Source organism: Nonomuraea sp. NPDC049714, assembly GCF_044465295.1.
Classification (GTDB): domain Bacteria; phylum Actinomycetota; class Actinomycetes; order Streptosporangiales; family Streptosporangiaceae; genus Nonomuraea.
The window spans coordinates 160,633-186,369 of sequence record NZ_JBITLM010000008.1 but is presented as its reverse complement, the minus strand read 5'-3'; the positions used below and the strand labels follow the sequence as shown (position 1 = coordinate 186,369).

General features: G+C 70.9%; 24 protein-coding genes. 14 read left to right on the top strand and 10 right to left on the bottom strand.

Features of this window, described 5'->3' with window-relative positions; all coding sequences use genetic code 11:
• Positions 1-53: 53 nt before the first annotated feature.
• The 4 genes from ACIBQX_RS29545 to ACIBQX_RS29530 form a co-directional block, all read right to left on the bottom strand.
• Positions 54-617: a DinB family protein gene (locus ACIBQX_RS29545; protein WP_397010114.1), complete on the bottom strand. Its 564-nt coding sequence runs from the start codon at positions 615-617 to the stop codon at positions 54-56.
• A gap of 101 nt (positions 618-718) precedes the next feature.
• Complete coding sequence (locus ACIBQX_RS29540; protein ID WP_397010112.1) at positions 719-2,200, bottom strand: nickel/cobalt transporter; 1,482 nt, start codon at positions 2,198-2,200, stop codon at positions 719-721.
• Positions 2,197-3,447 (bottom strand): tetratricopeptide repeat protein, encoded by a 1,251-nt coding sequence (locus ACIBQX_RS29535; protein WP_397010110.1) that lies wholly within the window; start codon positions 3,445-3,447, stop codon positions 2,197-2,199. The genes ACIBQX_RS29540 and ACIBQX_RS29535 overlap by 4 nt, the downstream gene beginning before the upstream one ends.
• Positions 3,448-3,513: 66 nt before the next feature.
• The gene (locus ACIBQX_RS29530; RefSeq protein ID WP_397010108.1) at positions 3,514-4,890 is read right to left on the bottom strand and encodes a DUF4331 domain-containing protein; all 1,377 of its coding nucleotides are present in this window, start codon (positions 4,888-4,890) and stop codon (positions 3,514-3,516) included.
• A gap of 219 nt (positions 4,891-5,109) precedes the next feature.
• Here ACIBQX_RS29530 and ACIBQX_RS29525 point away from each other — a divergent pair, with 219 nt between their 5' ends.
• The 3 genes from ACIBQX_RS29525 to ACIBQX_RS29515 are packed head-to-tail and all read left to right on the top strand — an operon-like array spanning position 5,110 to position 9,387.
• Positions 5,110-6,819 (top strand): ABC transporter ATP-binding protein, encoded by a 1,710-nt coding sequence (locus tag ACIBQX_RS29525; RefSeq protein ID WP_397010106.1) that lies wholly within the window; start codon positions 5,110-5,112, stop codon positions 6,817-6,819.
• Between the two features lie 51 nt (positions 6,820-6,870).
• Complete coding sequence (hutU, locus tag ACIBQX_RS29520) at positions 6,871-8,520, top strand: urocanate hydratase (protein ID WP_397010104.1); 1,650 nt, start codon at positions 6,871-6,873, stop codon at positions 8,518-8,520.
• 42 nt (positions 8,521-8,562) lie between these two features.
• Positions 8,563-9,387 carry a MurR/RpiR family transcriptional regulator gene (locus tag ACIBQX_RS29515; RefSeq protein WP_397010102.1) on the top strand — a complete coding sequence of 275 codons (825 nt, stop codon included), beginning with the start codon at positions 8,563-8,565 and terminating at the stop codon, positions 9,385-9,387.
• Here ACIBQX_RS29515 and tgmC read toward each other — a convergent pair.
• Both tgmC and ACIBQX_RS29505 read right to left on the bottom strand, forming a co-directional pair.
• The gene (gene tgmC, locus ACIBQX_RS29510; protein WP_397010100.1) at positions 9,384-10,538 is read right to left on the bottom strand and encodes an ATP-grasp peptide maturase system methyltransferase; all 1,155 of its coding nucleotides are present in this window, start codon (positions 10,536-10,538) and stop codon (positions 9,384-9,386) included. The genes ACIBQX_RS29515 and tgmC overlap by 4 nt on opposite strands.
• 79 nt (positions 10,539-10,617) lie before the next feature.
• Complete coding sequence (locus ACIBQX_RS29505) at positions 10,618-11,022, bottom strand: ATP-binding protein (protein ID WP_397010098.1); 405 nt, start codon at positions 11,020-11,022, stop codon at positions 10,618-10,620.
• A 220-nt stretch (positions 11,023-11,242) separates the two neighbouring features.
• Here ACIBQX_RS29505 and ACIBQX_RS29500 point away from each other — a divergent pair, with 220 nt between their 5' ends.
• Together ACIBQX_RS29500 and ACIBQX_RS29495 are read left to right on the top strand one after the other, a co-directional pair.
• A complete protein-coding gene (locus ACIBQX_RS29500) occupies positions 11,243-12,064 on the top strand; it encodes a Scr1 family TA system antitoxin-like transcriptional regulator (RefSeq protein ID WP_397010096.1) in 822 nt (273 codons plus the stop codon).
• Positions 12,057-12,272 (top strand): DUF397 domain-containing protein, encoded by a 216-nt coding sequence (locus ACIBQX_RS29495; protein ID WP_397010094.1) that lies wholly within the window; start codon positions 12,057-12,059, stop codon positions 12,270-12,272. Before ACIBQX_RS29500 ends, ACIBQX_RS29495 begins: the two co-directional genes overlap by 8 nt.
• A gap of 123 nt (positions 12,273-12,395) precedes the next feature.
• On the opposite strand, the gene ACIBQX_RS29490 is transcribed toward ACIBQX_RS29495, so the two are convergent.
• From ACIBQX_RS29490 to ACIBQX_RS29480, 3 genes are read right to left on the bottom strand one after another with little or no spacing between them, the layout of a single operon-like run.
• Positions 12,396-13,040 carry a response regulator gene (locus ACIBQX_RS29490; RefSeq protein ID WP_397010092.1) on the bottom strand — a complete coding sequence of 215 codons (645 nt, stop codon included), beginning with the start codon at positions 13,038-13,040 and terminating at the stop codon, positions 12,396-12,398.
• Positions 13,037-14,320 carry a sensor histidine kinase gene (locus ACIBQX_RS29485; protein ID WP_397010090.1) on the bottom strand — a complete coding sequence of 428 codons (1,284 nt, stop codon included), beginning with the start codon at positions 14,318-14,320 and terminating at the stop codon, positions 13,037-13,039. Before ACIBQX_RS29485 ends, ACIBQX_RS29490 begins: the two co-directional genes overlap by 4 nt.
• On the bottom strand, positions 14,317-15,999 hold the full coding sequence (locus ACIBQX_RS29480; protein ID WP_397010088.1) for a carboxylesterase/lipase family protein: 1,683 nt from the start codon (positions 15,997-15,999) through the stop codon (positions 14,317-14,319). Before ACIBQX_RS29480 ends, ACIBQX_RS29485 begins: the two co-directional genes overlap by 4 nt.
• 119 nt (positions 16,000-16,118) lie before the next feature.
• Here ACIBQX_RS29480 and ACIBQX_RS29475 point away from each other — a divergent pair, with 119 nt between their 5' ends.
• The 5 genes from ACIBQX_RS29475 (at position 16,119) to ACIBQX_RS29455 (ending at position 21,629) form a co-directional block, all read left to right on the top strand.
• Complete coding sequence (locus tag ACIBQX_RS29475) at positions 16,119-16,805, top strand: SDR family oxidoreductase (protein WP_397010086.1); 687 nt, start codon at positions 16,119-16,121, stop codon at positions 16,803-16,805.
• A 94-nt stretch (positions 16,806-16,899) separates the two neighbouring features.
• Complete coding sequence (locus tag ACIBQX_RS29470; protein ID WP_397010084.1) at positions 16,900-18,108, top strand: allantoate amidohydrolase; 1,209 nt, start codon at positions 16,900-16,902, stop codon at positions 18,106-18,108.
• On the top strand, positions 18,099-19,439 hold the full coding sequence (locus tag ACIBQX_RS29465) for a formimidoylglutamate deiminase (RefSeq protein WP_397010082.1): 1,341 nt from the start codon (positions 18,099-18,101) through the stop codon (positions 19,437-19,439). Before ACIBQX_RS29470 ends, ACIBQX_RS29465 begins: the two co-directional genes overlap by 10 nt.
• Positions 19,436-20,620 (top strand): imidazolonepropionase, encoded by a 1,185-nt coding sequence (hutI, locus tag ACIBQX_RS29460; protein WP_397010080.1) that lies wholly within the window; start codon positions 19,436-19,438, stop codon positions 20,618-20,620. Before ACIBQX_RS29465 ends, hutI begins: the two co-directional genes overlap by 4 nt.
• Before the next feature lie 67 nt (positions 20,621-20,687).
• Positions 20,688-21,629 (top strand): RNA polymerase sigma factor RpoD/SigA, encoded by a 942-nt coding sequence (locus ACIBQX_RS29455; protein ID WP_397010078.1) that lies wholly within the window; start codon positions 20,688-20,690, stop codon positions 21,627-21,629.
• Between the two features lie 57 nt (positions 21,630-21,686).
• Here ACIBQX_RS29455 and ACIBQX_RS29450 read toward each other — a convergent pair whose 3' ends face one another.
• A complete protein-coding gene (locus ACIBQX_RS29450; protein WP_397010076.1) occupies positions 21,687-22,256 on the bottom strand; it encodes a TetR/AcrR family transcriptional regulator in 570 nt (189 codons plus the stop codon).
• Positions 22,257-22,333: 77 nt separating this feature from the next.
• Between ACIBQX_RS29450 and ACIBQX_RS29445 the strand changes: the two genes are divergently transcribed.
• From ACIBQX_RS29445 to ACIBQX_RS29430, 4 genes are all read left to right on the top strand, one after another.
• Complete coding sequence (locus ACIBQX_RS29445; protein WP_397010074.1) at positions 22,334-23,137, top strand: alpha/beta fold hydrolase; 804 nt, start codon at positions 22,334-22,336, stop codon at positions 23,135-23,137.
• A gap of 10 nt (positions 23,138-23,147) precedes the next feature.
• The gene (locus ACIBQX_RS29440) at positions 23,148-23,936 is read left to right on the top strand and encodes an MOSC domain-containing protein (protein ID WP_397010072.1); all 789 of its coding nucleotides are present in this window, start codon (positions 23,148-23,150) and stop codon (positions 23,934-23,936) included.
• A 138-nt stretch (positions 23,937-24,074) separates the two neighbouring features.
• Positions 24,075-25,391 carry an ammonium transporter gene (locus ACIBQX_RS29435; RefSeq protein WP_397010070.1) on the top strand — a complete coding sequence of 439 codons (1,317 nt, stop codon included), beginning with the start codon at positions 24,075-24,077 and terminating at the stop codon, positions 25,389-25,391.
• Positions 25,388-25,726 carry a P-II family nitrogen regulator gene (locus ACIBQX_RS29430; protein ID WP_397010068.1) on the top strand — a complete coding sequence of 113 codons (339 nt, stop codon included), beginning with the start codon at positions 25,388-25,390 and terminating at the stop codon, positions 25,724-25,726. The genes ACIBQX_RS29435 and ACIBQX_RS29430 overlap by 4 nt, the downstream gene beginning before the upstream one ends.
• Positions 25,727-25,737: the final 11 nt, after the last annotated feature.

The window sequence follows — 25,737 nt, the reverse complement described above, 5'->3', positions numbered from 1 at the left end:
GCGTCACGGAGTCCACGTAGGTTTCCGAAGCCCGATCGCCGGTTACCGGAAAGTCATGTTCGGCGCGGTACGGCTCCGTCCTGCCAGCGGTAGAGGTCGCGCAGCAGGGAAATCTCGGCGCCGTGATGGATCAGCTCCCTGTTGACGTGCAGGACGATGCCCTCCATGGGAAACCGCTCGGGACCCACCGTGGGCGGATTCTCCAGGTCAGCGTCCGAGAGCTCGCGGACCCCCGCGTTCCATCTCCCATACATCTCATCGAGCTGTTTCAGCGCCTCGTCAGCGGTCCCCGCGTAGGCGAATGTCTGGGAGTCGACGTCCTGGCCGCCGAAGTGCCATCCGACCCGATAGCCCAGGCAGGAGACGATGATGTGCGCCAGCCGCCAGGCAATCGTGGTCACCGGCGCCGGCACCGGGTCAGGGGACGCGAAGTCCATCGTCCATTCCCCCGAACCTGCCGACAGTGGTGCGGCCGACGTGCCACGTGGGCGGATGCTCCAGCAGCCACGCACCGGCTCCCAGAAGTACTCCTCATCGGCAAGACCGTGCAGCCGGGGCCGCAGGTTCTTGTGCCAGTGCCGGTCCAGCTGGTCCGAGATTCGCTCGCTTCTTGTCATTTCCGCACACTACAAACAACGGAGACCTGGCTGCGGCCCTCGCGGACGCCGTCGCCGGCCGTGGGCCGCGAGACTCGCTGATCGACTCAGGGCTTGCTCGTTCAGAGCGCGACCGCTGAGCGGATGGCCAGGCCGGCGCCGAGCACCACCACCATCGTGGCCGTGCCCAGCGGGGCGAGCGCCGAGAGGCGGGTCGCCAGGCGGCGGCCCGCCGAGGCGCGCTGTTCGAGGCGATCGGCGAGCTTGACGAGCAGCAGGCCGGTCACGGTGAGCGTGACGGCCATGCCCAGGCCGTAGGCGGTCACCAGGGCGACCCCGAACCAGGTCCGGCCCAGCGCGACCGCGCCCAGCAGCACGATCAACGCCGACGGACTCGGCACCAGCCCACCCGCCACCCCCAACCCCACCACCCCAGACCTCTTCCCCCCACCACGAGCCCCGTGCCCGTCCCCATGCCCGTGCTCATGTTCGTGGTCGTCGGGGCGGTGAGCGGTTCTGAAGAGGCGGAGGCCGATGAGGGCGATCAGCAGGCCGCTGGCCACGCCGAGCCAGGACAGCACCGACTCACCGGCCAGCGTCGTGAACGCGCTCAGCACCAGCCCCACCACCAGCACCGCGCCCGTGTGCGTGGCCGTCACCGTCGCGCCCACGGCCAAGGCGTCACGGGGACGGCCCCGGCGACCGGCCAGGTACGCGGCCATGATGGTCTTGCCGTGTCCCGGGATGAGCGCGTGCCCCGCGCCGAGCACCACCGCCAGGCCGAGCGCCAGCAGCCCCAGCGGCACGGTCAGATCGTCCGTGCCGATGAGCCCGGTGAACAGGCGGTCCAGCGCGGCGAAGGCGTCCCCGATCGGCCCGCCGACCGGGATCACGGAGATACCGACACCGGTCGCACCCGGCTCCGCCCCACCGCTGGCAGCCGGGCCGGGGCCGGGAACTCCCGAGGTGGTGGCGCCGGTGTCGGGAAGAGCGCCGGGGGCGGCTACGGCGACGGTGGCCGTGCGTTGGTCGAGGGGGTCGGACAGGAGGTCGTCGGGGTAGCGGCGTAGTTCGTCGGTCACGCTCGTCGCGGGCACCGACGAACGGGACAGGCGGACGCCGTCGCCGGTGGCGGTGATCTCGCGCCAGCCGATCCGGTCCTGCTCGAAGCCGTCGGTGAAGCTCACCGTCCCCGCCACCCGGGTCACGGCGACCAGCTCGCAGGTCAGGCGGCTGACCTGGAGGCCGCCCTGGCCGGGCGCGTGGACGTGGGCGGATCGGGCCACCCGCCAGGGCACGGCCCTGCCGTCCACTTCGAGGCTCTGCGCGGTGGCTAACGCCGTGCATGTGCGGGTCGCGTACGTGCTGTCCACGTCCGGCTTGGCCTGCAGTGTCGGCAACTCGGCCAGGTCCACTACGGCGAGGTTGCGCACGCGGTCGGAGGAGACGCGCAGGCCGTTGTAGTGGTTGACGGTGAAGTTGCCGAGCGGGTGAGCGAGGGTCGCAGGGGTCTCGGCGTGGGCCGTGATGCTGGGCAGGGCGCTCGCGCAGAGCGTGAAGATCAGGCCGGCGCTGGCGGAAAGGGCGAGCTGGAGCGGTTTCATGAGGGCCTCGCCAGTGCGGGCAGGTCGGGGTCGAAGCCGGCGGCCGAGGTGGTGCGGGTGTCGCGGCCGGTGGCCGGGGTGGTGCGGGGGGTGCGGCCGAGGGCGCGTTCGATGGTGGCTCGGTGGTGGTGGATCAGCGGGTTGCGCCAGCCTGTCGAGGTGGCCCGCTTGGCATGGTGGAGTGCCGCCTCGGGACGGCCGGCTTTGAACAGGGCCCAGGCCAGCGCGTCGGCGGCGGCGAGGTTGGGGTTGCGGGCGTGCTCGGCGCGGGCGTGCCGGACGGCCCGCGCGGGGTCGCCGTGGTCGGCTTCGAACTCGGCCCAGGTCAGATCGTCGCGTACGCCCGCTTCCTCCAGGAGGGTTCGCTGGGCGCGCAGCAGGGTCCAGTCGGCGGGCAGGCCTGCCTTGAGGCGGGTCTCGCCCTGCTCGATGAGGTACTGGGGGAGGGGCAGCCGCTGGACCACACGCTCGTAGAGCGTGAGCGCCTCGGTCAGGCGGCCGTCCAGGGCGGCGACGGAGGCTCGGCCGGCGAGGGCGGGGGTGTAGGCGGGCTGGGCTTCCAGGGCTTGGACGTACCAGCGGTCGGCGGTGTCGAGGTCGCCCTGGTGCAGGGCCAGTTCGCCCAGGTAGTGGCGGGTGTAGGCCAGGTCGGCGGGGGTGTGCGCGTCGTCGTGGGCGTACTCCAGGAACGTGCGCGCCCGCTCCTGGTCGCCCCGGAGTTCGGCGGCGTACGAGGCGCGGGCGAAGGCGGCCACGCCCGGGCGCAGGCGCAGCATCGTGTCCACGGCCCGTTCGGCGGCGGGCAGGTCGCCGAGCTGGGTGCGGGCGTCGGCGAGCACGCCGTGGGCGGCGGCGTTGTAGGGGTTGACGTCGATGGCCTGCTCGGCCAGCTCGGCCGCGTCGGCGAACTCGTGCCGACCGGCCGCCAGGGCCGCCCCGCCGGTCAGGACCGTGTCGTCACGCGTGTCGTCGCGCGGGTCGAGCCGGGCGGCCCTGGCCAGCGCGCCCTCCGCCTTGACGTAGTAGGACGGGTCGCCGGTGACCCTGGCCTGGTCCACGTACTGGCTGCCGAGCAGGGCCCAGCCGTGGTAGTCGCCGGGAAGACGCTGCAGACGCTCTTGCAGGGTCTCCCCGGCGGGACCTCCGGCCGCGGCCGGCACCGGGTCAGGGGGTGCGGAGACGGCGAGGACGGTGAACAGCAGGGCGCCGGCCAGGACCAGTCCGGTGGCCGGAAGAAGTGGGCGCATGAGGACTCCGGTGCTCAGAAGGTGCCGCGACGGGAAGAGCGCTGGTCAAGGCCGGTGCGAGCGGGGTCAGCGTTGGCTCACCGCGACGTTGCCGGGGAGGGGGATGTACGGGAACGTCTGGCCGAACGGTCTGTCGTTCGCGTCGACCTTGTCCGTCAGGACGGGGATGAGCTTGCCGGATCGCGCGGCCCCCGCCACGGCCTGCAGGGCGATGTCCACGACGTCGTCGCCGAGGCGGCGGCCGTTCGGGAAGCCCTGCGGGTCGCCGGCGAGGACGCCGAGCCTGTTGGGGCTCTTGGCGGGCGGGACGGAGGTGTTCAGCCGCAGCATCTCGGCCGGCCGTACCGCGTGCACGTCCTTGTTGAGCGACAGCGAGTTGAGGTCGGCCGCGATCGGCCCGTTGTCCTTGGCGACGCCGGTGAGGAAGATCTGCACCAGGTCGGCGCGCGGCGTGGGCGGGGCCTTGATGCCGTAGACGGACTGCAGCAGCCGGGCGACCTCCGGGTCGGTGACCCGCTTGACCAGGGCCGGGATACCGGCGTCCCGGTCCGGGGGGAGCGCGTTGAACGCGTCCTTCAGCCCGGCGGGCGCCACGACCTCGTTGACCAGCGGGTTGCCCAGGCGTGAGATCTGGACGTGCCGGTGCCCGTTGAACTTGTCGGTCGTGGACCAGATACCGATCACCGGGTTGCGCCTGGCGTCGCCCTTGAGCACCAGGTCCTCCACGGGCACCTGGAGGCCCAGCGTGCTGACGTTGTAGCCCTTGGCGGTGTCCTGGCCGACCTGGGACAGGTCGCCGCCGTACAGCAGGTCGAACACGCGCAGGTCCAGGAAGAACGCCTCGTCCGACTGCCCGGCGAAGGCGCGGCCGCCGCCCCGGAGGCCGGTGATGGCCTGCGAGCGCAGCGTGGCGTAGTCGGGCATGGACGCCGGGCCGACGTTGCTCGGCGCCACGACGCCGTCGGCGACCAGGGTCCGGGTGCGGCCATGGGTGATCCGCTTGAGTGTGTAGCGCTGCCGGTAGAGCAGGTTGCGGTCGGTGAGGGAGGTCACCGGCCCGTTGTTGTAGAGGAAGGTGTCGGTGCCGCGCCGGTCCTCGTCGCGGAACGTCCACTGGTAGGTGATGTCGGGCTTGGCGTCGCCGTTGTTGTCGATCTTGATGTTGTAACGGGACTTGGTGTCGAAGGGGTAGAAGTTCGGTCCGCCCTGAGGCTCCTGGAACGGGATCCAGTTCGACAGGAGGGTCACGGTGCCGGCCTTGTCGGGGCTGACGAACGCGTACACGTCGGTGTTGTCGTTGCGCGGGTCGCCCGCGATCGCCGGGGCTTCGCGGTGCGAGGAGGCGATGCCGGAGTCGGTACGGAGCAGGGCGAGCGAGGAGGCGGTCAGGGCCGCCGCGACGCCGAGTCCGATGAGAGCGCGCCGGTTGATCCGGAGCTCCATGGTCGGTCCTTTCGAGAGCTGCTTGTCTGAGAGGTTCCGGCCGGGTTCCTCGATGCCCTATTCGTTCCAGCGCGTCCGCCGGATGAGGCGTCTTCATCCTCAGGGAGGAGCGTCAATATGAGTTGACATACTTAAGTCGTCAATCTAAGTTGACGGGTGCCGAATCGGTGTCGCCGTTCGTTGGCTGTTGTCGGGATATATCTCGAAAAAGGGGAGCTTGTGATCAAGGAATTACTCGCATACCTGCGTCCGCACAGGCTGGTCCTGATCGTGGGCGGAGTGCTGGGCCTGATCGGATCGGCGGCGGGCCTGGCCATGCCGTTGCTGGCGAAGTACGTGGTGGACGCCTTCGGGCAGGATCGTTCCATGGCCGGGCCGCTCCTCGGGCTGACCGCCGCGGTGTTGGTCGGAGCCGTGGTGTCCGCCGCCGGTGGCTATCTGATGGAGCGCACCGGCGAGGGCGTCGTGCTCGGCGCCAGGCGCAGGCTGGTGGACCAGATGCTCAGGCTGAAGGTCGCGGACGTGGACCGGCTCAAGCCCGGAGACCTGCTGTCGCGGGTGACGGGCGACACGACCCTGCTGCGCGCGGTGCTGACCAACGGGGTCGTCAACTCCGTGAGCGCGGCGTTCATGCTGGTCGGCGCGATCGTGATGATGGCGATCATGGACGGCGTCCTGCTGCTGATCACGCTGCTCGTGATCGTGGTGATCGGCGGACTGACCGGGATGGTCATGCCGAAGATCCAGCGGGCGCAGAAGCACGCGCAGGAGGCCGTGGGCGAGATGGGCGCGGTGCTCGACCGGGCGCTGCAGTCCTACCGCACGGTCAAGGCCAGCGGCGCGGAGGAGCGCGAGATCGGCGTCGTCGCCGCCGCGGCCGAGCGCGCCCGCGACCGGGGCCTGCAGGTGGCCGGGTGGACGTCGCTGGCCGGCGTGGCGACCTGGATGGCCGTACAGGTCGCCTTCCTGTGCGTGCTCGCGGTCGGCGGCTCCAGGGTCGCCGCCGGCACGCTGGAGGTCTCGGCGCTGATCGCGTTCCTGCTCTACCTGTTCTACCTGGTGGCGCCGATCGGGCAGCTCGTCGAGGGCGCCGTCCAGCTCCAGCAGGGGTTGGCCGCGATGCGGCGGATCAAGGAGATCGAGGACCTGCCGGGCGAGCCCGTCGCCAAGCTGCTGCCGCCGGAGGACCCCACGCCCCTGGGCGTCACGTTCGAGGAGGTGGTCTTCCGGTACGGCGAGGACCGGCCGCTCGTGCACGACGGGGTCACTTTCGAGGTGCCGTCGGGCGGGCTCACCGCGCTCGTCGGGCCGTCGGGAGCGGGCAAGTCCACCGTGTTCGCCCTGCTCGAACGCTTCTACGAGCACCAGAGCGGGACGATCGCGCTCGGCGGGAAGCGGATCGAGGACTGGCCGCTCGTCGAGCTGCGGGCCGCGCTCGGCTACGTCGAGCAGGACGCCCCCGTGCTCGCGGGCACGCTGCGGGAGAACCTCCTGTTCGCCGCCCCGGAGGCCACCGAGGAAGAGGTGCTGCGGGCCGTCGCCCGGACCCGCCTGGACGACCTCGTGGCCAGGCTGCCCGAAGGGCTCGAAACGGCCGTCGGGCACCGGGGCGTGCTCCTGTCGGGCGGCGAGCGGCAGCGGGTCGCCATCGCCCGCGCGCTGCTGCGCAGGCCCAGGCTGCTGTTGCTCGACGAGGCCACCTCCCAGCTCGACGCGGTCAACGAGCTGCGGTTGCGCGAGGTCATCGCCGAGGTGGCGAAGGAGACGACCGTGCTCGTCATCGCGCACCGGCTGTCCACCGTGACCAACGCCGACCGGATCGTGGTCATGGAGGCGGGCGGCGTCCGCGCGGTCGGCACCCACGCCGAACTGGTCGGCGGGGACGAGCTCTACCGTGAGCTGGCGGCCACGCAGTTCCTTGTCAGCTAGCCGTTGTACTCTTCGGGTGACATAGATGAATGTGTTCATTCAGGAGGTCGCATGAGCCGCACCGTGCGGGCGCCGCGAGGCACCACGCTCACCGCCAAGGGCTGGCCGCAGGAGGCCGCGCTCCGCATGCTCCAGAACAATCTGGACCCGGAGGTCGCCGAGCATCCGCAGGAGCTCGTCGTCTACGGCGGCTCGGGCAAGGCCGCACGGGACTGGCCGTCGTTCGACGCGATGGTCAGGACGCTCACCACGCTGGAGGGCGACGAGACGCTGCTGGTGCAGTCCGGCCGGCCCGTGGGCGTCTTCCGCACCCACGAGTGGGCGCCCCGGGTGCTCATCGCCAACTCCAACCTGGTGCCCGACTGGGCCAACTGGGAGGAGTTCCGGCGGCTGGAGTCGGCCGGGCTGACCATGTACGGGCAGATGACCGCGGGCTCCTGGATCTACATCGGCACGCAGGGCATCCTGCAGGGCACGTACGAGACGTTCGCGGCGGTGGCGGAGAGACACTTCGGCGGCTCGCTCGCGGGCACGATCACGCTGACGGCCGGGCTCGGCGGGATGGGCGGCGCCCAGCCGCTGGCCGTCACCATGAACGGCGGCGTCGCCATCTGCGTCGACTGCGACCCGCGCTCCGTCACCCGGCGGATCGAGCACCGCTACCTCGACGTCCAGGCCGCCTCCCTGGAGGAGGCGCTGCGCCTGGCCTACGAGGCGCGTGACGCCCGCCGCGCGCTGTCCATCGGCGTGGTGGCCAACGCCGCCGAGGCGCTGCCCGACCTGCTCGCCCGCGGTGCGGAGATCGACATCGTCACCGACCAGACGTCGGCGCACGACCCGCTGATGTACCTCCCGGCCGGGGTGGCGTTCGAGGACATGGCCACCGAGCGGGACAAGGACCCGGCGGGCTTCACCGAGCGGGCCCGCGAGTCGATGGCCAGGCACGTCGAGGCCATGGTCGGCTTCAAGGACGCCGGCGCCGAGGTCTTCGACTACGGCAATTCGATCCGGGGTGAGGCCCAGCTGGCGGGCTACGCGCGGGCCTTCGACTTCCCCGGCTTCGTGCCCGCGTACATCAGGCCGCTGTTCTGCGAGGGCAAGGGCCCGTTCAGGTGGGCGGCGCTCAGCGGCGACCCCGCCGACATCGCCGCCACCGACCGCGCGATCCTCGACCTGTTCCCCGACAACGAGCCGCTGGCCCGCTGGATCAGGAAGGCGGAGGAGAAGGTCCACTTCCAGGGGCTGCCCGCGCGCATCTGCTGGCTCGGCTACGGCGAGCGCGACCTGGCGGGCGAGCGCTTCAACGACATGGTGGCCTCGGGCGAGCTCCAGGCCCCGGTGGTGATCGGCCGCGACCACCTCGACAGCGGCTCGGTGGCCTCCCCCTACCGCGAGACGGAGGCCATGGCCGACGGGTCCGACGCCATCGCCGACTGGCCGCTGCTCAACGCCATGCTCAACACCGCGTCCGGCGCCTCCTGGGTCTCCATCCACCACGGCGGCGGGGTCGGCATCGGCCGCTCCATCCACGCCGGGCAGGTCACCGTCGCCGACGGCACCGCGCTGGCCAGGGAGAAGATCTCCCGGGTGCTCACCAACGACCCGGGCACCGGCGTCATGCGCCACGTCGACGCGGGCTACGACGAGGCCGCCACCGTGGCGGCCGAGCGGGGCGTCCGCATCCCCATGCGTGAGTCCTGAGTGACGGGATGATAATGCCGGGGCCGCGGTGTTGGAGGAGGCGTGACGGGGTTCGACGAGTTGCTCGACGGCCGGAGGCTCTCACCGGTGCAGCGCAGGATCGCCCATTACCTGGGGGAGCATCTGGAAGAGGCGATCTTCCTGTCCAGCGTGGAGCTGGCCGAGCGGGCCGGGGTGAGCCAGCCGTCGGTGACCAGGTTCGCCGTGGTGCTCGGCTTCGCCGGCTACCCCGAGCTGCGCCAGGCGCTGCGCCCGCTGGTGCTCGGCGGGGCTCCGGAGGGCTCGCAGGAGAGCGTGCTCAGGGGGGCCGTCGACCGTGAGATCCGCAACCTGACCCTGGTGCGCGACCGGCTCGGCGGCCTGCCGCTGAAGGAGCTGGGGGAGGCGCTGGCCGCCACCGAGCCGCTGCCCGTGCTCGGCCTGAGGGTGTCGGCCGGGCTGGCCACCACCTTCGCCTACTACACCCGGCGCATCCACCCCGACGTGCGGCTGCTCACGCACGGCGGCTCGGAGCTGACCGACGGCCTGCACGCGGCCCGCCGGGCCGGCGCCGAGTGGCTGGTGGCCGTGGTTCTCCCCAGATATCCCACCGAAGTCATCCACGCTCTGCAGTACGCCGAGAAACTGGGCTATCGGGTGGCGGCGATCTGCGACCGGCCCGACTTCCCCGCCGAGGTGGTGCTCGACGCCCCGGTGGGGGACCGGCTGGTGTTCGACTCGCATGTGGCGCCGCTGGCCCTGGCCATGGCCCTGGTGGAGGCCATGGCCGACGCGGCCCCGCTGCGCACCCAGGCCCGGCTGGAGGAGTACGAACGCATGACGGACGAGACCGGCACCTTCCAGACAGGCGACCTTTCGTTTCCTTAGGCGGGCAGATTCCACGTGGGCCCGTCCGGGTCGCCGAGCCACACTCGTTGTCCCTGGCGTGTCACGGTGAGCCCGAAGCCGGATTGGTGCGGGCTGCCGGCGTGCTGCCAGGTCAGGACCGCATCCTCCACGGACTGCCAGAGCCTCAGCGGGCCGTGCTGCCGAACCAGCCACCCCTCATCCTTCGGATCCCGGCGTGTGGTGGCCTGAGAGCCGGTGGCGACATCAAGCAGGATGATCTCATCACCGAACCCCAGTTTCTCGGCTGAAGGAGCGCCGAGCTGGGCCACGAACCGGCCGGTCGAATCATCCAGAACGTTCGGGTCGATCCTGCTCTCCCGCTCGTCGCCGAGCCCGATCACGTACGACGACCGGGGCGGGCGGGCATGTGGGCGGGCGGGCATGAAGGCGAAGTCGTCGAGCAGGAACCGGCCGCAGGCGGTGCCGTCGTCGGCCAGCGTGAGGTGAGCCAGCGCGTCGCCCGGCATCCACCCGGACAGGGGTGCGGTGATGGTGCCGCCGTCGCGTACCTGCTCCATCCAGGACAAGGGGATGTACCGCACCGAGCAGGTCGCGATGAGGCGGTCGTACTCGGCGTTCTCGTCGTACCCCGCCAGGCCGTCACCGACGACGAGAGTAGGCGCGTACCCGGAGTCCTCCAGCGCCAGGCGGGCACGGGCCGCGGCATGGTGGTCGTACTCGATGCTGGTCACCTGACCGTCGCCCAGGCGCTCGCACATGAGCGCTGTCGAGTACCCCGTCCCCGTTCCGATCTCCAAGACCTTGTCGCCGTCCCCGATGCCCGCCCGTTCCAGCATCGCGACGACCAGGCTGGGCATCGTCGAGGATGAGGTGGGAGCACCGACGGTGATCGTGCCGGCAGTCTCGGCCGGGATGCCGTCGACCTGTGTGATCCAGGTCTTGTCGAAGTAGGCCATCTCCCACCACTTCTCCTCGGGCAGGTGGCTTCGCCGTATGGAGTGCCAGTGGTCCCCGGCCACCGATGCGTCCCGGCAGAAGAGGGCTTCACCGAGGAATCGCTCGCGCTGTACGACCTCTACCGCTCGGCCCCAACCGGGATCCGTCAGGGCGCCTTCTCGCGCCAGCAGTGCGGCCAGTTCCTGGCGTAGATGCTTTGGAGTGGTGCTCATGACATTCCCGCCTGCTTGTAGCCGCGTCGGAGGCGGAGTTCGCGAACTGGTGGGCGGTCGGAATTCCTTTTGTAGGCACTCATCGAGGCAGGAAGGCTCGCACGATACGGTCACCCGCCAGTCCACGGCTGGTGTCCCAGCGGCCGAGGGTCAGGTCGTCGATGACCCATAGGCCGCGTCCGTGCTTTTCGTCTACGTCGGGACAGCGAGGGATCGGGATGGAGTCAGCCAGCCCCGGATCCGTCACGGTGAGTTCCCAGTGGTCGGGGGACGGAGTCAGGCTCATCCTCACCCATGTGGCACGGGCGTGCAGGAGCGCGTTGGTCACCAGCTCGGATGCGATGAGCTGGAGATCGGGCAGCGCCGGATGCTCCCGGCCCATCCACTTCAGCAGCTCCCTGCGGGCCAATCCGGGGAGTACGTGCGGGTCGTGCAGCTCTTTGACTGACCAGACACGAATGCCGGTGAATGGCGGAATTGACACGGATGCTCGCATTTTCACCTCGGGGAGTTAGGGCGTACAGCCTGTGTCATGCCTGTACGCACTTGCTGCGACTCGCACCTCCGAGCCATTCGTAGGTCCTCACAGCATGGGTCTCTTTCCGCTGGCGCGCCGTCAGGATTGGGCGTACGGTTCCGTACAGTTAGTAAGCCACTCTGCTGCGTAACGATATGGACGGATATCGCTCTGGAAAGGGTGGGAAATGGCGAAAGACGGGCTGGATGCGAGTAGGGAAGCTTGGGTGGAGTTCGCTCATCGCCTGAAGAAGTTCCGGATGGATCAAGGGCTGAGCCAGGAGCGTCTCGCGGACAGAGTGCCCTACAGCGAGAGCGCGGTCGGGCACGTCGAGCGGCTCATGCGCAAGCCTAGTGAGGACCTCACCCGTGAATTGGAGAAGGCTCTGGGGCTCAACGGGCAGCTTCTGGAGTTGCTTCCGCAGATTCACGGGGTGTTGGGGCCTCGCTGGTTCCGGGAGTGGCCGAAGGTGGAGGCGTCGGCTCACGTCATCCGGACCTGGGAGCCGATGCTTATCCCCGGCCTTCTTCAGACCGAGACTTACGCCGGACAGGTGTTCCTCGGGGAGCCAGGAGCAACGGAGCAGGAGACCGCGAAGGCGGTGGATTTCCGTATGCACCGGCAGACTATTTTCAACCGTCCAGCGCCGCCCATGTACTCGGCCCTGATCGATGAGAGCGTTCTTCATCGTCCCGTCGGTGGGCCGCAGGTGATGCGGAAACAGCTCCAACGGCTCGTTGAGGTGCTCAGTCCTCCGTACGTCACGGTAAGGATCGTTCCCCTGAAGGCGGGGCTCACGGTGGGATGCCTTGGTGCGTTCGAAGTGGCCACGCTGCTGGACGGCGGCCCAGATCACGCGTACCTGGAGAGTGCCGAAGAAGGGCGGGTGACCAATCGCGCCAAGACCGTGCAAGCGCTTATGGTGCAGTGGGAAGCCCTATCCAGCATGGCGTATCCCGTCGACAGAAGTCGGGAGACCATTCGCGAGGTGATGACGACTTATGAGTAACGCAGGTCTCCGTGTAGGTGTGTGGACCAAGGCCGAAGCGTCTGGCGGGAATGGCGGAAGCTGTGTCGAGGTGATGCGGCGGCCGGATGACGGTGTTCTTGTCAGGGATACCAAGGATCATGGGGAGGGGCCCGTCCTGAGCTTCACGAAGGACGAGTGGCTGGCCTTCCTGGACGGAGCTTCCAGCGGGGAGTTCGACCTGTCCTAGACGATGGCCTTCTGGAGGGGTTCAGCCTGGTCGGCTGAGCCCTTCTCGATGCCGTGATCCGTACATGCCTGTAGGGAGGGTGGAATCCCTGACAGCGATTCAGCCGCAGATCTTCATTCCAGATCAGAGGAGGTCGGCCCGGTGGGCGAGGAGGCCCGCCTGGGTGCGGTTGGCCAGGTCGAGCTTGTCCAGCAGGCGTGAGACGTAGCTCTTGACCGTGGTCTCCGACAGGAACAGGCGGGCCGCGATCTCGCCGTTGGTCAGGCCCTCGCCGAGGCAGCCGAGCACGTCGCGCTCGCGGTCGCTCAGCGCGGCGACCCTGGCTCGTACGGCCTGGCGGGCGTCGTCCGTGCTCGCCGAGCGTGAGACGAGGTGGCGGGCCGCCGACGGCGACAGCACGGTGTGGCCCTGGGCCGCGACCTTGACGAGGTCGATCAGGTCCTCCGGTGGCGTGGATTTCACCAGGAAGCCGCTGGCTCCCGCCTCCAGCGCCCTCAGGACGTGAGTGTCGGAGTCGAACGTGGTCAGCGCGACCACCGCCGGTGAGGTGCTCAACCTGGTGATCTCGGCGGTCGCGGTGATGCCGTCCACGCCCGGCATTCTGATGTCCATCAGGACGACGTCGGGGGCCGTACGCAGCACCGCCTCCACCGCCTCCGCCCCGTCCTCGGCCTCGGCCACCACCTCGATCTCGCCTGCCGAGGCGAGGATCGTCCGGAGGTGACGGCGGACCATGGGGTCGTCGTCGGCCACGAGCACCTTGATCATGTCGTCTCCCGTCCGGGCTGCCTGGTTCCGTGCTGCCCGGTCTCCGTGGGGACGGAGGCGGGGAGGGTGGCGGCGACGCGGAAACCGCCGTCCGGGCCGAGAGCGGCGGTGAAGGTGCCGCCGAGCAGGGTGACGCGGCGCCGCAGCCCGTCCAGGCCCATACCGGAGCCACTCGCCGCCAGCCCGGAGGCGGCCACAGGCGGGGCGTTGCTTATCGTGACGGTCATGGTGTGGTGGTCGTAGGCGAGCTCGGCCTCCACCCGTGTGCCGGGCGCGTGTTTCCGCGCGTTGGTCAGCGCCTCCTGCAGCACCCGGTACGCGGCCCGCGCGATCGCCGGGGTCACCGCTCCCGGCCGGCCGGTGACGCGCAAGGTGGTCGGGTTGCCCGCCGCGACGGCCCCGTCCACCAGGGTGTCGAGGTCGGCGGAGGTCAGCGTGACATCCGTCGGCTCCTCGGACTCCTGGGGCTGGTCGTGGCCGCGCACGATGCCGATCAGGTCGCGCAACTCCGTGAGCGTGCGGGTACCCGCGTCGCGGATGTGCTCGGCGGCGGACCGGACGGCGTGGTCGGCGGTCGAGACCTTCAGGGCGCCGGCGGCCAGGACGATCTCCGTGACGTGATGGGTGACGATGTCGTGCATCTCCCCGGCCAGCCGCTGCCGCTCGCCCGCCCTGGCCCGCTCGGCCAGCAGGTGCCGCTCGCGTTCCACGCTCTCCGCCTGCTGGGTGAGCAGCCGTTGCTCCCGTTCGGCGCTCTCCGCCCTGTCCCGCAACGATCCCACCAGTTCGCGGCGGGCGCGGACGTACAGGGCGAGTACGGCGGGCAGGACCGTCGTGGTGAGACCGGCGTACACCGTCTCCCAGTCCGGGGCCCACGGCCGGCCGGCGGACAGGGCCAGCACCGTCACGTACGCCAGCGCCTCCCGGCGGGGCAGCTCATGGGCCAGGAACCACACGATCACCGGCGTGCACAGCGGCGCGGTCACCTGCGTGGCCTGCTCGGCCGGGGTGAACGTCCCAGGAGCCAGCGTGTCCCCGACTGCCGCCGTCACCGTCGCCGCGCACGCCACCAGCGCCACCGTCCGGGGGAAGCGGCCGAGGAAGGGCAGGCAGGCGTTCACGACCAGGCTCAGCACCAGCCCGGCGGCCGGGCCCAGGGGGCCGCTGGTGCGCTGGACGTTCCGGTAGAGGGCCAGGTCGAGCAGGATGAACGCGACCATGGCGAGGACCAGGAAGGCCTGAGCCCTCCTGGCCTCGTTCGCCTGGGGTGGGGAGGTCATGGTCGGTTGAACAGGTCACATCGAGGCGCGGGTGTGGTGGCGGTGCTGCCCGGCCGCTCGGTGATCAGGCGGGCCACCGGCTTGTCACCCTGCCAGCGCGGCCACGCCCTGCCGCTCGACGCCGGCGTGCCGGTCCGCGCGAACGTGGCCCAGGCGGTCACCATATCCCGGGCCACCGACCGCTGGGTCTCCGTGAGCGGGACGGGCCGGCCGTCGAGGCTGATCGGCTTGTCCTTGACGTCGAAGAGGTACGCCAGCTCCGAGGCGTGCCCCGCGCCGGCCGGGAAACCGGGCACGGTCGGGATGAACGGGGGCGCGGTGTCGTCGCCGAAGACGTACGCGTACACCTTGGTGCGCTTCGTAAGGGCGTCCTGGGTGGCGACATGGGGGCAGGAGAAGATCGCATCCGTGTACGGCGCCGCCCACGCCTCGTGCGCGGTGCCGTACCGGTCGCGGGGATACCGGCGGGCGACCTCGTCCGCCTGGTCGCCGAAGCCCTGGCGGAGTAGGCCGGGCAGCTCGGCGTCGGTGATCGGCTTGCCGAGCAGGCTCATCACCCCGGCCATCATCAGGGCCTCCTTGGACGTGTGGCCCGACAGCACCGGCACCCGGGCGAAGTCCCCGACGCGCAGCGCCTTGCCGGGGGCGACAGGAAGGACAGGACCGCCGTACGACGCCGCCGCGAAGTACCCGGTCAGGTCCAGCAGTTCCTTGACCGGCTTGGCACGCAGGCACTCCAGCGTCTTGGCGGCGTCACGGCAGCCGACCTGCCGGGCGGCCGCCCGGGTGGCGGCGTAGGTCTCCTTCAGCGGCCGCCAGTACGGGAGCCTCGGGGTGCCGGGGGCGACCGCGTTCGGCAGCAGGACCGTGCCGCACGCGCCGCTCTGGATGATCGCCTTGTGGAACAGGCCCCGGCCGGTGGGGGAGGTGAGGTGGCCGCAGGTGGCGATGCCGCCGCCCGACTCGCCGAACAACGTCACGTTCCCGGCGTCGCCCCCGAAGGCCGCCGCGTTCCGCCGTACCCAGCGCAGCGCCGCCTGCTGGTCCTGCAGCCCGAACGTGCCTCCGCCGGACATCCCGGGGATGGCCAGGTAGCCGAGCACCCCGAGCCGGAACTCCACCGTGACCACCATGACGTCGCCCTGGACGGCGAGGCGGCGCGGGTCGTAGTCGGAGCCCCGGCCCGCGTTGAACCCCCCGCCGTGCAGCCAGACCATCACCGGTCTCGGCTTCTCGCCCGCCTTCTTCGGTACGGTCACGTCGAGCGTGAGGCAGTTCTCGGCGTCGCTGCTCTCCTTCGGGTTGTCGCTCGCCTGCGGGCACGCCGGGCCGGAGGTGGTCGCGGGTACGACACCCTGCCACGTGGTCACGGGCTTGGGCGGTTGCCAGCGCAGTTTGCCGACGGGCGGCTGGGCGTACCGGATACCCCGAAATCTCAGGACTTTTCCGTCTTCGGTGCCCCGAATACGCCCGCTGTCAAGCCTCACCTCAGGCCCGGCCCCGGCGCTGCCGGCAGCGCCGGCCGCGCCGTTGGTCGCCGGGCTGGTCGCGGCTCCTGTCGTCGGGCTGGTCGCGCTGACGGCAGCCGCCTGGTCTTCTCCGGTCCAGGCCGCCCCGCAGCCCTGCGTGAGCAGGAGCGCGAGCGCTCCCAGGACGGCTCTGTCTCGTAGTGCATCCATGACCAGCACGCTAGGAAGAGACTCCTACCTCCCGGTACGGCCGCAGGTTGCGTTCGACCGACCGAAGGTTGACAAAGCGCTCGAACTTGAGCGCCGTCCCTCATGAGAGGCTTTGGGACATGTTCGAACGACCTACGGCCCTGGTCACGGGGGCCACTCGCGGGGTGGGGGCGGCCGTCGCCCGCGCCTTCGCCCCGACCCACCACGTCATCCTCGGCGGGCGCGACGAGCAGGCGCTGGCCGCCCTGGCGGCGGAGCTGCCCGACGCGCGGCCCTGGCCGGTGGAGCTCACTGAGGTGACCGAGGCGGACGTCGCCGGCGTCGAGCGGCTCGACGTGCTGGTGCACAGCGCCGGCGTCACCACGCTGGGCCGGATCGGGGAGCTGCCCGCGTCGGTGTGGCGGGACACGATGACGCTCAACCTCTTCGCGGTCGCGGACCTCACCCGGCTCGTCCTGCCGGCCCTCAGGCGGGCGCGCGGCCACGTGATCTGTGTCAACTCCGGCGCCGGGCTGCGGGCCAACCCGGGCTGGGCCGCGTACGCCGCCAGCAAGTTCGCGTTGCGGGCCTTCGCCGACGCGCTGCGGCAGGAGGAGCCGGACCTGCGGGTGACGACCGTCTACCCCGGCAGGATCGACACCGATATGCAGCGGAGCGTGCGCGAGCAGGAGGGGCAGGCGTACGAGGCGGACCGCTACCTCACGGTCGACAGCGTGGCCCGCGCCGTCCTCGCCGCCGTCAACGCCGGCCCCGACGCCCACCTCACCGAGCTCACCCTCAGACCGAGCGCGGGCCCCGTCACGTAGAAGTCTGCCCGGCGCTTCGCCGCTCGGCAGGTTGGCAGGGCCGCTCCGGGCCGTCGGCGTGAGTGTGAATGGATCCATTCACTACAGTGGGTTCATGCTTGAGGAACTCGCGCGCACCGGTCGGGACCCCGCCACCAACGGCTACGTCAGGGACGCATGGTCTCCGCCTGACCTGGAGCTGCGTGAGTGGTTCGCGGGTGAGGCCACGCGCCGGGGTCTGGACCTGCGGGAGGACCGTAACGGCAACCTCTGGGCCTGGTGGGGCGACCCCGCGCGCGAGCCTGGCGTGGTCACGGGCAGCCACCTCGATTCCGTACGGCAGGGTGGCGCGTACGACGGGCCCCTCGGGGTGGTCTCGGCCTTCGCAGCCATCGATGTGCTGAAAAATCGGGACTTCTTTCCGAAGAGGCCGCTCGGCGTCGCCTGCTTCACGGACGAAGAGGGCGCCCGGTTCGGAGTGCCGTGCGTCGGGTCGCGGCTGCTCACCGGGATGCTCGCGCCCGAGCGGGCGCTGGCGCTCAAGGACGACGAGGGCGACACCCTGGCCGACGTCCTCACCAAGGCCGGCCGCGACCCGCGCGGGCTGGGCCGCGACGACGAGACGCTCGCCCAGGTCGGCGCGTTCGTGGAGCTGCACGTGGAGCAGGGCCAAGGCCTGGTACGGCTCGGCAGGCCGGTGGGCGTGGCCCAGGCGATCTGGCCGCACGGGCGCTGGCGGTTCGACTTCCGGGGGCGGGCCGACCACGCGGGCACCACCAGGCTCGCGGACCGCGACGACCCGATGCTGCCGTTCGCCCGCCTGGTGCCGGCCGCCCGCGACGCCGCCGCCCGGCGCGACATCGTCGCCACGATCGGCAAGGTACGCGTCTCGCCCAACAACGCCAACGCGGTGCCCGGCCTGGTGTCGGCATGGCTCGACGCCCGCGGCCCGGACGAGGCCGACGTCCGCGCCTTGGTGGCGGAACTGACCGCCCTTTCGTCCGCGGCCGGAAGCGGAACGGGTGGAGGCGCCGGGGTGACGGCCGAGGTGAGCGAGGAGTCGTGGACGCCCCTGGTGGACTTCGACCACGGGCTGCGGGAGCGGCTGGCCGCCGTCGTGGGCGGCGGCACGCCGGCGCCGATCCTGCCGACCGGCGCCGGGCACGACGCCGGCATCCTGGCCGCCGCGGGCGTTCCCGCCGCCATGCTGTTCGTACGTAACCCCACCGGCGTGTCCCACTCCCCGGAAGAGCACGCCGAACAGGCAGACTGCCAGGCAGGAGTCGTCGCACTGGCGAGTGTGCTGGAGGAGCTGTGCCGCTGACCTACTGGTGCGAACAGGCCTGGCTGCCCGACGGCGTCGCCGACAGCGTGCTCGTGACGATCGACGGCGCCCGGATCGTCGAGGTCGTACAGGGGGACCCGGGCGGGGCGCGCCGCCTGCCGGGGCTCACCCTCCCGGGCCTGGCCAACGCCCACTCACACGCCTTCCACCGGGCGCTGCGCGGCACGACGCAGACGGGCAAAGGCGACTTCTGGACCTGGCGCGACCGGATGTACGAGGTGGCGGCGGGGCTCGACCCCGACGCGTACCTCGCCCTGGCCAGAGCCACCTACGCCGAGATGGCGCTGGCGGGGATCACCTGCGTGGGGGAGTTCCACTACCTGCACCACGCGCCGGGCGGCAGTCCGTACGACGACGCGAACACCATGGGCCACGTCCTGGTGCGGGCCGCCCGCGAGGCGGGGCTGCGGATCGCGCTGATCGACGCCTGCTACGTCTCCGGCGGGCCCGGCACACCGCTGGCCGGGGCGCAGCTGCGGTTCGGCGACGGGGACGCCGACGGGTGGGCGGTGCGGGCCGAGGAGCTGGCCGCCGTCTATCGGGGCGAGCCTGACGTGGAGATCGGCGCGGCCATCCACTCGGTCCGCGCGGTGCCGCCCGAGCAGATGCCGGTGATCGCGGAGTTCTCCCGCCGGCACGCGGTCCCGCTGCACGCGCACGTGTCGGAGCAGCGGGCGGAGAACACCGCGTGCGTGGAGACGTACGCCGCGACTCCCGTGCAGGTGCTGCACGAGCACGGCGCGCTCGGCCCGCGCTCGACCGCGGTGCACGCCACTCACCTGTCCGAGGTCGACGTCGAGCTGCTCGGCCAGTCCGGCACCTACGTGTGCATGTGCCCGACCACCGAGCGCGACCTGGCCGACGGCATCGGGCCGGCCAGAACGCTGTACGACCGGGGCTCGGCGATGACGCTCGGCTCCGACAGCCACGCGGTGATCGACCTGTTCGAGGAGGCCCGCGCGGTCGAGCTGGACGAGCGGCTGGCGAGCGAGCGACGCGGTCACTGGAGCGCCGCCGAGCTGCTGCGCGCCGCCACCTTCACCGGTCACGTCTCGCTCGGCTTCCCCGACGCGGGGCAGCTCCTGCCCGGCGCGTGGGCCGACCTGGTCTCCGTGCGGCTGGACTCTGTGCGTACGGCCGGCGCGGCCGGGCTGGAGGCGGTGGCGTTCGCGGCGACGGCCGCCGACGTGCATTCGGTGATCTCCGGAGGCCGCCAGGTGGTCAGCGAGGGGCGGCACGAGCTGGGCGACGTCGGGACCATGCTGGCCGAGGCGACACGGCGGGTGAGCGGAAGGGAGGACACCGGATGACCAGCACGGTGATCGACGGCATCGGGGTGCTCTACACCGGTGACCCGGAGCGCGAGGAGATCGAGGACGCGGCCCTCGTGGTCGAGGACGGCCTGGTGGCCTGGACCGGGCCGGCCGCCGAGGCGCCGCAGGCCGACCGCAGGGTGGCGGCGGAGGGCAGGGGGGTGATCCCCGGGTTCGTCGACAGCCACGCGCACCTGGTGTTCGCGGGAGACCGGACGGCCGAGTTCCAGGCTCGCATGTCCGGCCAGGCCTACACCGGAGGCGGCATCAGGACCACGGTCGCCGCCACCCGGCAGGCGGGAGACGCCGAGCTGGCCACCCGCGCCGCCGCCCTGGTGAAGGAGATGCTGGCTCAGGGCACCACGACCGTGGAGATCAAGAGCGGCTACGGCCTGACCGTCGAGGACGAGCGGCGCTGCCTGGAGATCGCCACCGCCCTCACCGACGAGACCACCTTCCTGGGCGCCCACGTGGTCCCCTCGGGGATGGACGCCGACGACTATGTACGGCTCGTCGCCGGTGACATGCTCCAGGCCTGCGCGCCGTACGCGAAATGGGTGGACGTCTTCTGCGAGCGCGGCGCGTTCGACGGCGATCAGACGCGGGAGATCCTGCGCGCCGGGATCGCGGCCGGGCTGCAGGCCCGGGTGCACGCGGGCCAGCTCGGCGAGGGGCCGGGCGTGCGCATCGCGTGCGAGCTCGGTGCGGCCTCGGCCGACCACTGCACCCACCTCACCCCGGCCGACGTCGACGCGCTGGCCTCGTCGGGCACCGTCGCGACGCTGCTGCCCGGGGCGGAGTTCTCCACCCGCTCGCCGTACCCGGACGCCAGAAGGCTGATCGACGCGGGGGTGACGGTCGCGCTGGCCACCGACTGCAATCCGGGGTCGTCGTACACCTCCTCCATGCCGTTCTGCGTCGCGCTGGCCGTACGGGAGATGAGGATGACGCCGCTGGAGGCGATCAGGGCCGCCACCTACGGCGGGGCGCGCGCGTTGCGCAGGACGGACGTAGGCTGGCTGCGCCCCGGAACCCGCGCGGACCTCGTCGTGCTCGACGCTCCCTCCTATGTGCATCTGGCCTATCGCCCCGGCGTTCCCCTTGTTCACCAGGTGTTTCAGGCCGGTCTCCTCCTTGAGGAGGACCCGCAGAACCCTCCGCTGGTCGTAGGCCTTTAGGGAATCTTTGCTTCTGGCCAGACGTTGGCGGGATAAGAACGCAGCTGCGGGAACGAGGTGCCTGGGGATGGCAAGGCCTACGGGGAGTCGCGGAAGCGAGCAGCACGTCGCTGACCGGGATCTGCTGGGGACGTACCTGGCGGAGATCGGCAGGGTTCCGCTGCTCACTGCGGAGCAGGAGGTGGAGCTCGCCAAGCGGATCGAGGCGGGACTCTTCGCCGAGCAGTTGCTCGACAGTGGGGGCTCGGAGCCGCGCATGGGGGATGCGGCGGACGAGGAGCTTGAGAGGCTGGCCATCTCGGGCCAGCGGGCGAAGGACGAGTTCATCCAGGCCAACCTGCGCCTGGTCGTGGCGGTGGCCCGCAAATACTCGGGGCGCGGGATGCCGCTGATCGACCTGGTCCAGGAGGGCAACCTGGGGCTGGTCCGCGCGGTGGAGAAGTTCGACTACAAGCGGGGCTACAAGTTCTCCACCTACGCCACCTGGTGGATCCGGCAGTCGGTGGGCCGGGCGATCCACGAGCAGGCCAGGCCGGTGCGGCTGCCCACGCACGCCGGGGAGCAGATGACCCGGCTGATGCGGGTACGCAGGGACATGCTGGCGGAGCTCGACGTCGAGCCCACCGACGAGGAGCTCGCGGCGCTGCTGGAGCTGCCGATCGAGCGGGTCAAGGAGCTGCGCCGCTGGGCGTCCGACCCGGTCTCGCTGCAGCTCGGCGTGGGTGACGAGGACGAGACCGAGCTGGGCGACATGATCGCCGACGACACGTGGGCCGATCCGGAGCAGCAGGCGATCGACATCCTGGAGCGTGAGCGGCTCGACCAGTGGCTGACCGGGCTGGAGGGCGACGCGCGCGACATGCTGCGCTGGCGCTACGGGCTGGTGGACGGCCGCGAGCACACCCTCACCGAGGTGGGCGAGCGCTACGGCATCGGCCGCGACCGGGCCCGCCGCATCGAGCGCGACGCGCTGGCCAGGCTCCGCAGAATGGCCGACGCCGCCGCCTGACCTGTGCCGCGCGGGCCGCCGTAACCGGCCCGCGCGGGTCTCCATCCGTACAGCGCGTCAGGTCTGGCGGAGCAGGCGGGTGAGGAACTCCTCGACGGCCGCTTCGGCGGTGCCCTGTTCGCCGCCTCTGGCCACGAGCAGGGCGCTCTCGTTGATCGCGGCCAGCAGCATGTGGGCGTGCTGGTCGAGGTAGGCGTCGGGGACGGTGCCGGTCCGCCGTAGGGCCGTCTTGAGCATGCCGAACGAATAGCGCTCCTCCAGGGCCCGCCACCGCTCCCATCCGATGACCGAGGGGGCGTCGATGAGGACGATGCGCTGGATCACCGGGTCGCCGGCGAGCCTGATCCAGGTGCGAATGCCCGTCTTGAGCGCTTCGGCCGGGTCGGTGATGTCCCGCACGGCCTCCATGAGCTGGACGCCGATGGCCGACTCCGTCGCCTCCAGCACGGCCTCGAACAGCGCGTCCTTGCCCGCGTAGTGGTGGTAGAGGGCACCCCTGCTGAGCCCCGACTCGTGCAGCACGGCCTCGATCGAGGTGCCGTCGTAGCCGTGCTCGGCGAACAGCCGCGTGGCGATGGCCAGGACCTTGTCGCGGGTCGCCGCGCCGCGTTCCGCCTTGAGGTTCATGGGACCACTGTAGACAAACCGACAGTCAGTCGGTAATTTCATAGACCGACGGTCGGTTTGTCATTAAGGGGAGCGCCATGAAGGACATCCATTACGTCGACATCGGCGAGGGTGACGTCGCTCTGTTCGTGCACGGTGTCGGCACCAGCTCCCACCTGTGGCGCAACGTCATCGCCGAGCTCCGCGACGAGCGCCGGTGCGTGGCCGTCGACCTGCCGCTGCACGGCGGCAGCGCGTCGCGCGCTGATCTGTCGCTGCCCGCGATGGCCGCAGCGGTGGCCGAGCTCTGCGACGGCCTCGGCCTGGACCGGGTGGACCTGGTCGGCAACGACACGGGCGGCGCCGTCGCGCAGCTCTTCGCCGTCACCCATCCCGAGCGGCTGCGCAGCCTCACCCTCACCAACTGCGACGTGCACACCGAGCTGCCGCCCGAGACCTTCAGGCCCACCGTCGAGCTGGCCGCCCGCGGTGAGCTGGCGCCGATGATCACGGCTCTGCTGGAGCAGCCGGAGGTGCTGGCGGCCAGTGCGTACGGCCAGGGTTATGAGCACATCGAGGACCCGGCCGCGCTGGTCGACGCGTACCTGCGGCCCATCTTCGCCGAGCCGGACGGCGGCCGGGACTTCGAGCGCCTGCTGACCTCGCTCGACGCCAAGGACCTGATCGCCATCGAGGCGCGGCTCACGGTGCTGACCGTGCCGGCGCTCGTGGTGTGGGGCACGGGCGACCCCTTCTTCGACCTGAGCTGGGCGCGCTGGCTGCGGGACACGCTCCCGGGCGTCAGGGAGATCGTCGAGATCGAGGACGGGCGGCTGTTCTTCCCCGACGAGCGGGCCGCCGAGCTCGTCCCCCATCTGCGCCGCTTCTGGAGCCGGCTTTAGGCTGCCCGATATGAGGATCGGACAGGTCGAGACGCTGCGTCGTTATCCGGTGAAGTCGATGCTGGGGGAGGAGGTGACGGCGAGCCTGGTGACCGAGCGCGGGCTGGCGGGCGACCGGGTCCGGGCCGTGCTCGACGTCGCGACGGGAAAGATAGCCAGCGCCAAGAACCCCCGGCTGTGGCGCGAACTGCTGGCGCTGCGCGGCGACGCGGTGCCCGGCGACGAGGAGCTGTCGAAGCTTCTGGGCCGCGACGTGCGGCTGGTGGACGTGCCGCCCGAGGGGGCCACGCTGGAGCGGTCGGTGCCCGACGAGGTGCTCGACCAGGGGGTCGAGGCCGAGGTGGCGTTCACGGCCAGCGGGCTCGGCGGGGCGGCTCCGGAGGGCACCTTCTTCGACTTCGCGCCCGTACACCTGATCACCACCTCGACGCTGGACCGGATCGGCGAGCTCGGCGCGCGCGGCACCATGGAGGCCGTCCGCTACCGGCCGAACCTGGTGATCGCGACGGAGGCCGACGCCTTCGCCGAGAACGGCTGGGTGGGCGGCGAGCTGGAGATCGGCGACGAGCTGGTCCTCGGCGTGATCGCGCCCACCCCGCGCTGTGCCGTCCCGACGCTGGCGCACGGGGAGCTGCCCCGCGACACCGGCGCGCTGCGCACGGTGGCCCGGCACAACCGCGTGGACGTGCTCGGCACCGGTCCGCAGCCGTGCGCGGGGGCGTACGCGCGGGTGCTGCGGCCCGGCACGATCGCGCGGGGCGACGAGGTACGGCTGATCCACGGCCTCAAACGCTCCTAATGCGGCCGGTGAGCCGACCGAAACTTCGGTGAAACACCGGCGCGGCGAGATTCACGTACGTGAAACACACCAGGTCGAGCCACGAAACGGAGGGCGAACACGCTGTGGCGACACGTCACAGTTAAGGAGGGTCGCGTCGTGAAGATCGATAGCGGCACCACGGCCTGGATGCTCGCGGCCACAGCGCTGGTGCTGTTGATGACTCCGGGCCTCGCGCTTTTCTACGGCGGTATGACCAGGGCCAAAAGTGTCCTGAACATGATGATGATGTCGTTCGGCGCCATCATCACCGTCACCGTCGCCTGGGTGCTGTTCGGGCACTCCCTCGCGTTCACCGACAACCCCAGCTCGGCCATCAACAACTTCGTCGGCGGCTTCGACGCGCTCGGGCTGCAGAGCCTGGTCGACCTTCCCACCAAGGACGACGGCACGGGCATGCCCAGCCTCGTCTTCTCCGCGTTCCAGCTGACCTTCGCCATCATCACCGTCGCCCTGATCAGCGGCGCGATCGCGGACCGTGCCAAGTTCGGCGCCTGGATGGTCTTCAGCGTCATCTGGGCGACGATCGTCTACTTCCCGGTCGCCCACTGGGTGTGGGGCACCGGCTGGCTCAACACCATGGGCATCGAGGACTTCGCCGGCGGCACGGTCGTGCACATCAACGCCGGAGCCGCGGCCCTGGCCCTGGTCCTGGTCATCGGCAAGCGCAGGGGCTGGCGCAAGGAGCCGATGCGGCCGCACAACCTGCCGCTGGTCCTGCTCGGCGCCGGCCTGCTGTGGTTCGGCTGGTTCGGCTTCAACGCGGGCTCCGAGCTCGCCGTGGACGGCACGGCCGGCCTGGCCTTCATGAACACCCAGATCGCCGCCGCCGTCGCGGCCGGCGCCTGGCTCGTGGTCGAGAAGCTGCGTGACGGCCACGCCAGCAGTCTCGGCGTCGCCTCCGGCGCGGTCGCCGGTCTGGTGGCCATCACCCCGGCCTGTGGCTTCGTCGACCCCTGGGCGGCCATGGTCATCGGTCTCCTGGCCGGCTCGATCTGCGCCTGGGCCGTCGGGCTGAAGTACAAGCTCAACTACGACGACTCGCTCGACGTGGTCGGCGTGCACATGGTCGGCGGCATCGTCGGCGCCGTGTCCCTCGGCTTCTTCGCCGCCTACCCCTTCCTGGACCAGCAGAGCGAGGGCCTGTTCTACGGCGGCGGCTTCGGCCAGCTCGGCCTGCAGATCCTCGGCCCGGTCGCGGTCGGCGGCTACTCCTTCATCGTCACCTACGTCCTCGGTAAGATCATCGACAAGACGATGGGCTTCCGGATCAAGGAAGAGGACGAGGTCACCGGCATCGACATCACCACCCACGCGGAGACCGGCTACGACCTCGGCTCGGTCCACGCCTCGGGTGTCTCCTCCCCCAACGGCCCTGTCACCTCGGTTCCGGCACCGAAGAAGGTGGAAGCATGAGGCTCATCACAGCCGTCATCAAGCCCTTCAAGCTCGATGACGTCAAGGCCGCCCTCGAGCAGTTCGGCATCAAGGGCATGACGGTCAGCGAGGCGAGCGGCTACGGCCGTCAGCGCGGCCACACCGAGGTCTACCGCGGCGCCGAGTACCAAGTGGACCTCGTCCCCAAGGTCCGGCTGGAGGTCCTCATCGAGGAGGACGACGCCGAGGACGTGATCGACGTCATCGTCAAGGCGGCCCAGACCGGCAAGATCGGCGACGGCAAGGTGTGGTCCGTCCCGGTCGAGAGCGTCATCCGGGTGCGGACAGGGGAGCGCGGGCCAGAGGCCCTGTGACGACGGCGTCC

Bases quoted from the DNA above. Each gene is read 5' to 3' on its own strand.
- ACIBQX_RS29450 (WP_397010076.1), bottom strand. From the start codon at position 22,256: ATGAACCTCAAGGCGGAACGCGGCGCGGCGACCCGCGACAAGGTCCTG.
- hutI (WP_397010080.1), top strand. From the start codon at position 19,436: ATGACCAGCACGGTGATCGACGGCATCGGGGTGCTCTACACCGGTGAC.
- ACIBQX_RS29490 (WP_397010092.1), bottom strand. From the start codon at position 13,040: ATGATCAAGGTGCTCGTGGCCGACGACGACCCCATGGTCCGCCGTCAC.
- ACIBQX_RS29480 (WP_397010088.1), bottom strand. From the start codon at position 15,999: ATGGATGCACTACGAGACAGAGCCGTCCTGGGAGCGCTCGCGCTCCTG.
- ACIBQX_RS29540 (WP_397010112.1), bottom strand. From the start codon at position 2,200: ATGAAACCGCTCCAGCTCGCCCTTTCCGCCAGCGCCGGCCTGATCTTC.
- ACIBQX_RS29485 (WP_397010090.1), bottom strand. From the start codon at position 14,320: ATGACCTCCCCACCCCAGGCGAACGAGGCCAGGAGGGCTCAGGCCTTC.
- ACIBQX_RS29475 (WP_397010086.1), top strand. From the start codon at position 16,119: ATGTTCGAACGACCTACGGCCCTGGTCACGGGGGCCACTCGCGGGGTG.
- ACIBQX_RS29500 (WP_397010096.1), top strand. From the start codon at position 11,243: ATGGCGAAAGACGGGCTGGATGCGAGTAGGGAAGCTTGGGTGGAGTTC.
- ACIBQX_RS29455 (WP_397010078.1), top strand. From the start codon at position 20,688: ATGGCAAGGCCTACGGGGAGTCGCGGAAGCGAGCAGCACGTCGCTGAC.
- ACIBQX_RS29535 (WP_397010110.1), bottom strand. From the start codon at position 3,447: ATGCGCCCACTTCTTCCGGCCACCGGACTGGTCCTGGCCGGCGCCCTG.
- ACIBQX_RS29545 (WP_397010114.1), bottom strand. From the start codon at position 617: ATGACAAGAAGCGAGCGAATCTCGGACCAGCTGGACCGGCACTGGCAC.
- ACIBQX_RS29530 (WP_397010108.1), bottom strand. From the start codon at position 4,890: ATGGAGCTCCGGATCAACCGGCGCGCTCTCATCGGACTCGGCGTCGCG.
- hutU (WP_397010104.1), top strand. From the start codon at position 6,871: ATGAGCCGCACCGTGCGGGCGCCGCGAGGCACCACGCTCACCGCCAAG.
- tgmC (WP_397010100.1), bottom strand. From the start codon at position 10,538: ATGAGCACCACTCCAAAGCATCTACGCCAGGAACTGGCCGCACTGCTG.
- ACIBQX_RS29495 (WP_397010094.1), top strand. From the start codon at position 12,057: ATGAGTAACGCAGGTCTCCGTGTAGGTGTGTGGACCAAGGCCGAAGCG.
- ACIBQX_RS29430 (WP_397010068.1), top strand. From the start codon at position 25,388: ATGAGGCTCATCACAGCCGTCATCAAGCCCTTCAAGCTCGATGACGTC.
- ACIBQX_RS29470 (WP_397010084.1), top strand. From the start codon at position 16,900: ATGCTTGAGGAACTCGCGCGCACCGGTCGGGACCCCGCCACCAACGGC.
- ACIBQX_RS29445 (WP_397010074.1), top strand. From the start codon at position 22,334: ATGAAGGACATCCATTACGTCGACATCGGCGAGGGTGACGTCGCTCTG.
- ACIBQX_RS29440 (WP_397010072.1), top strand. From the start codon at position 23,148: ATGAGGATCGGACAGGTCGAGACGCTGCGTCGTTATCCGGTGAAGTCG.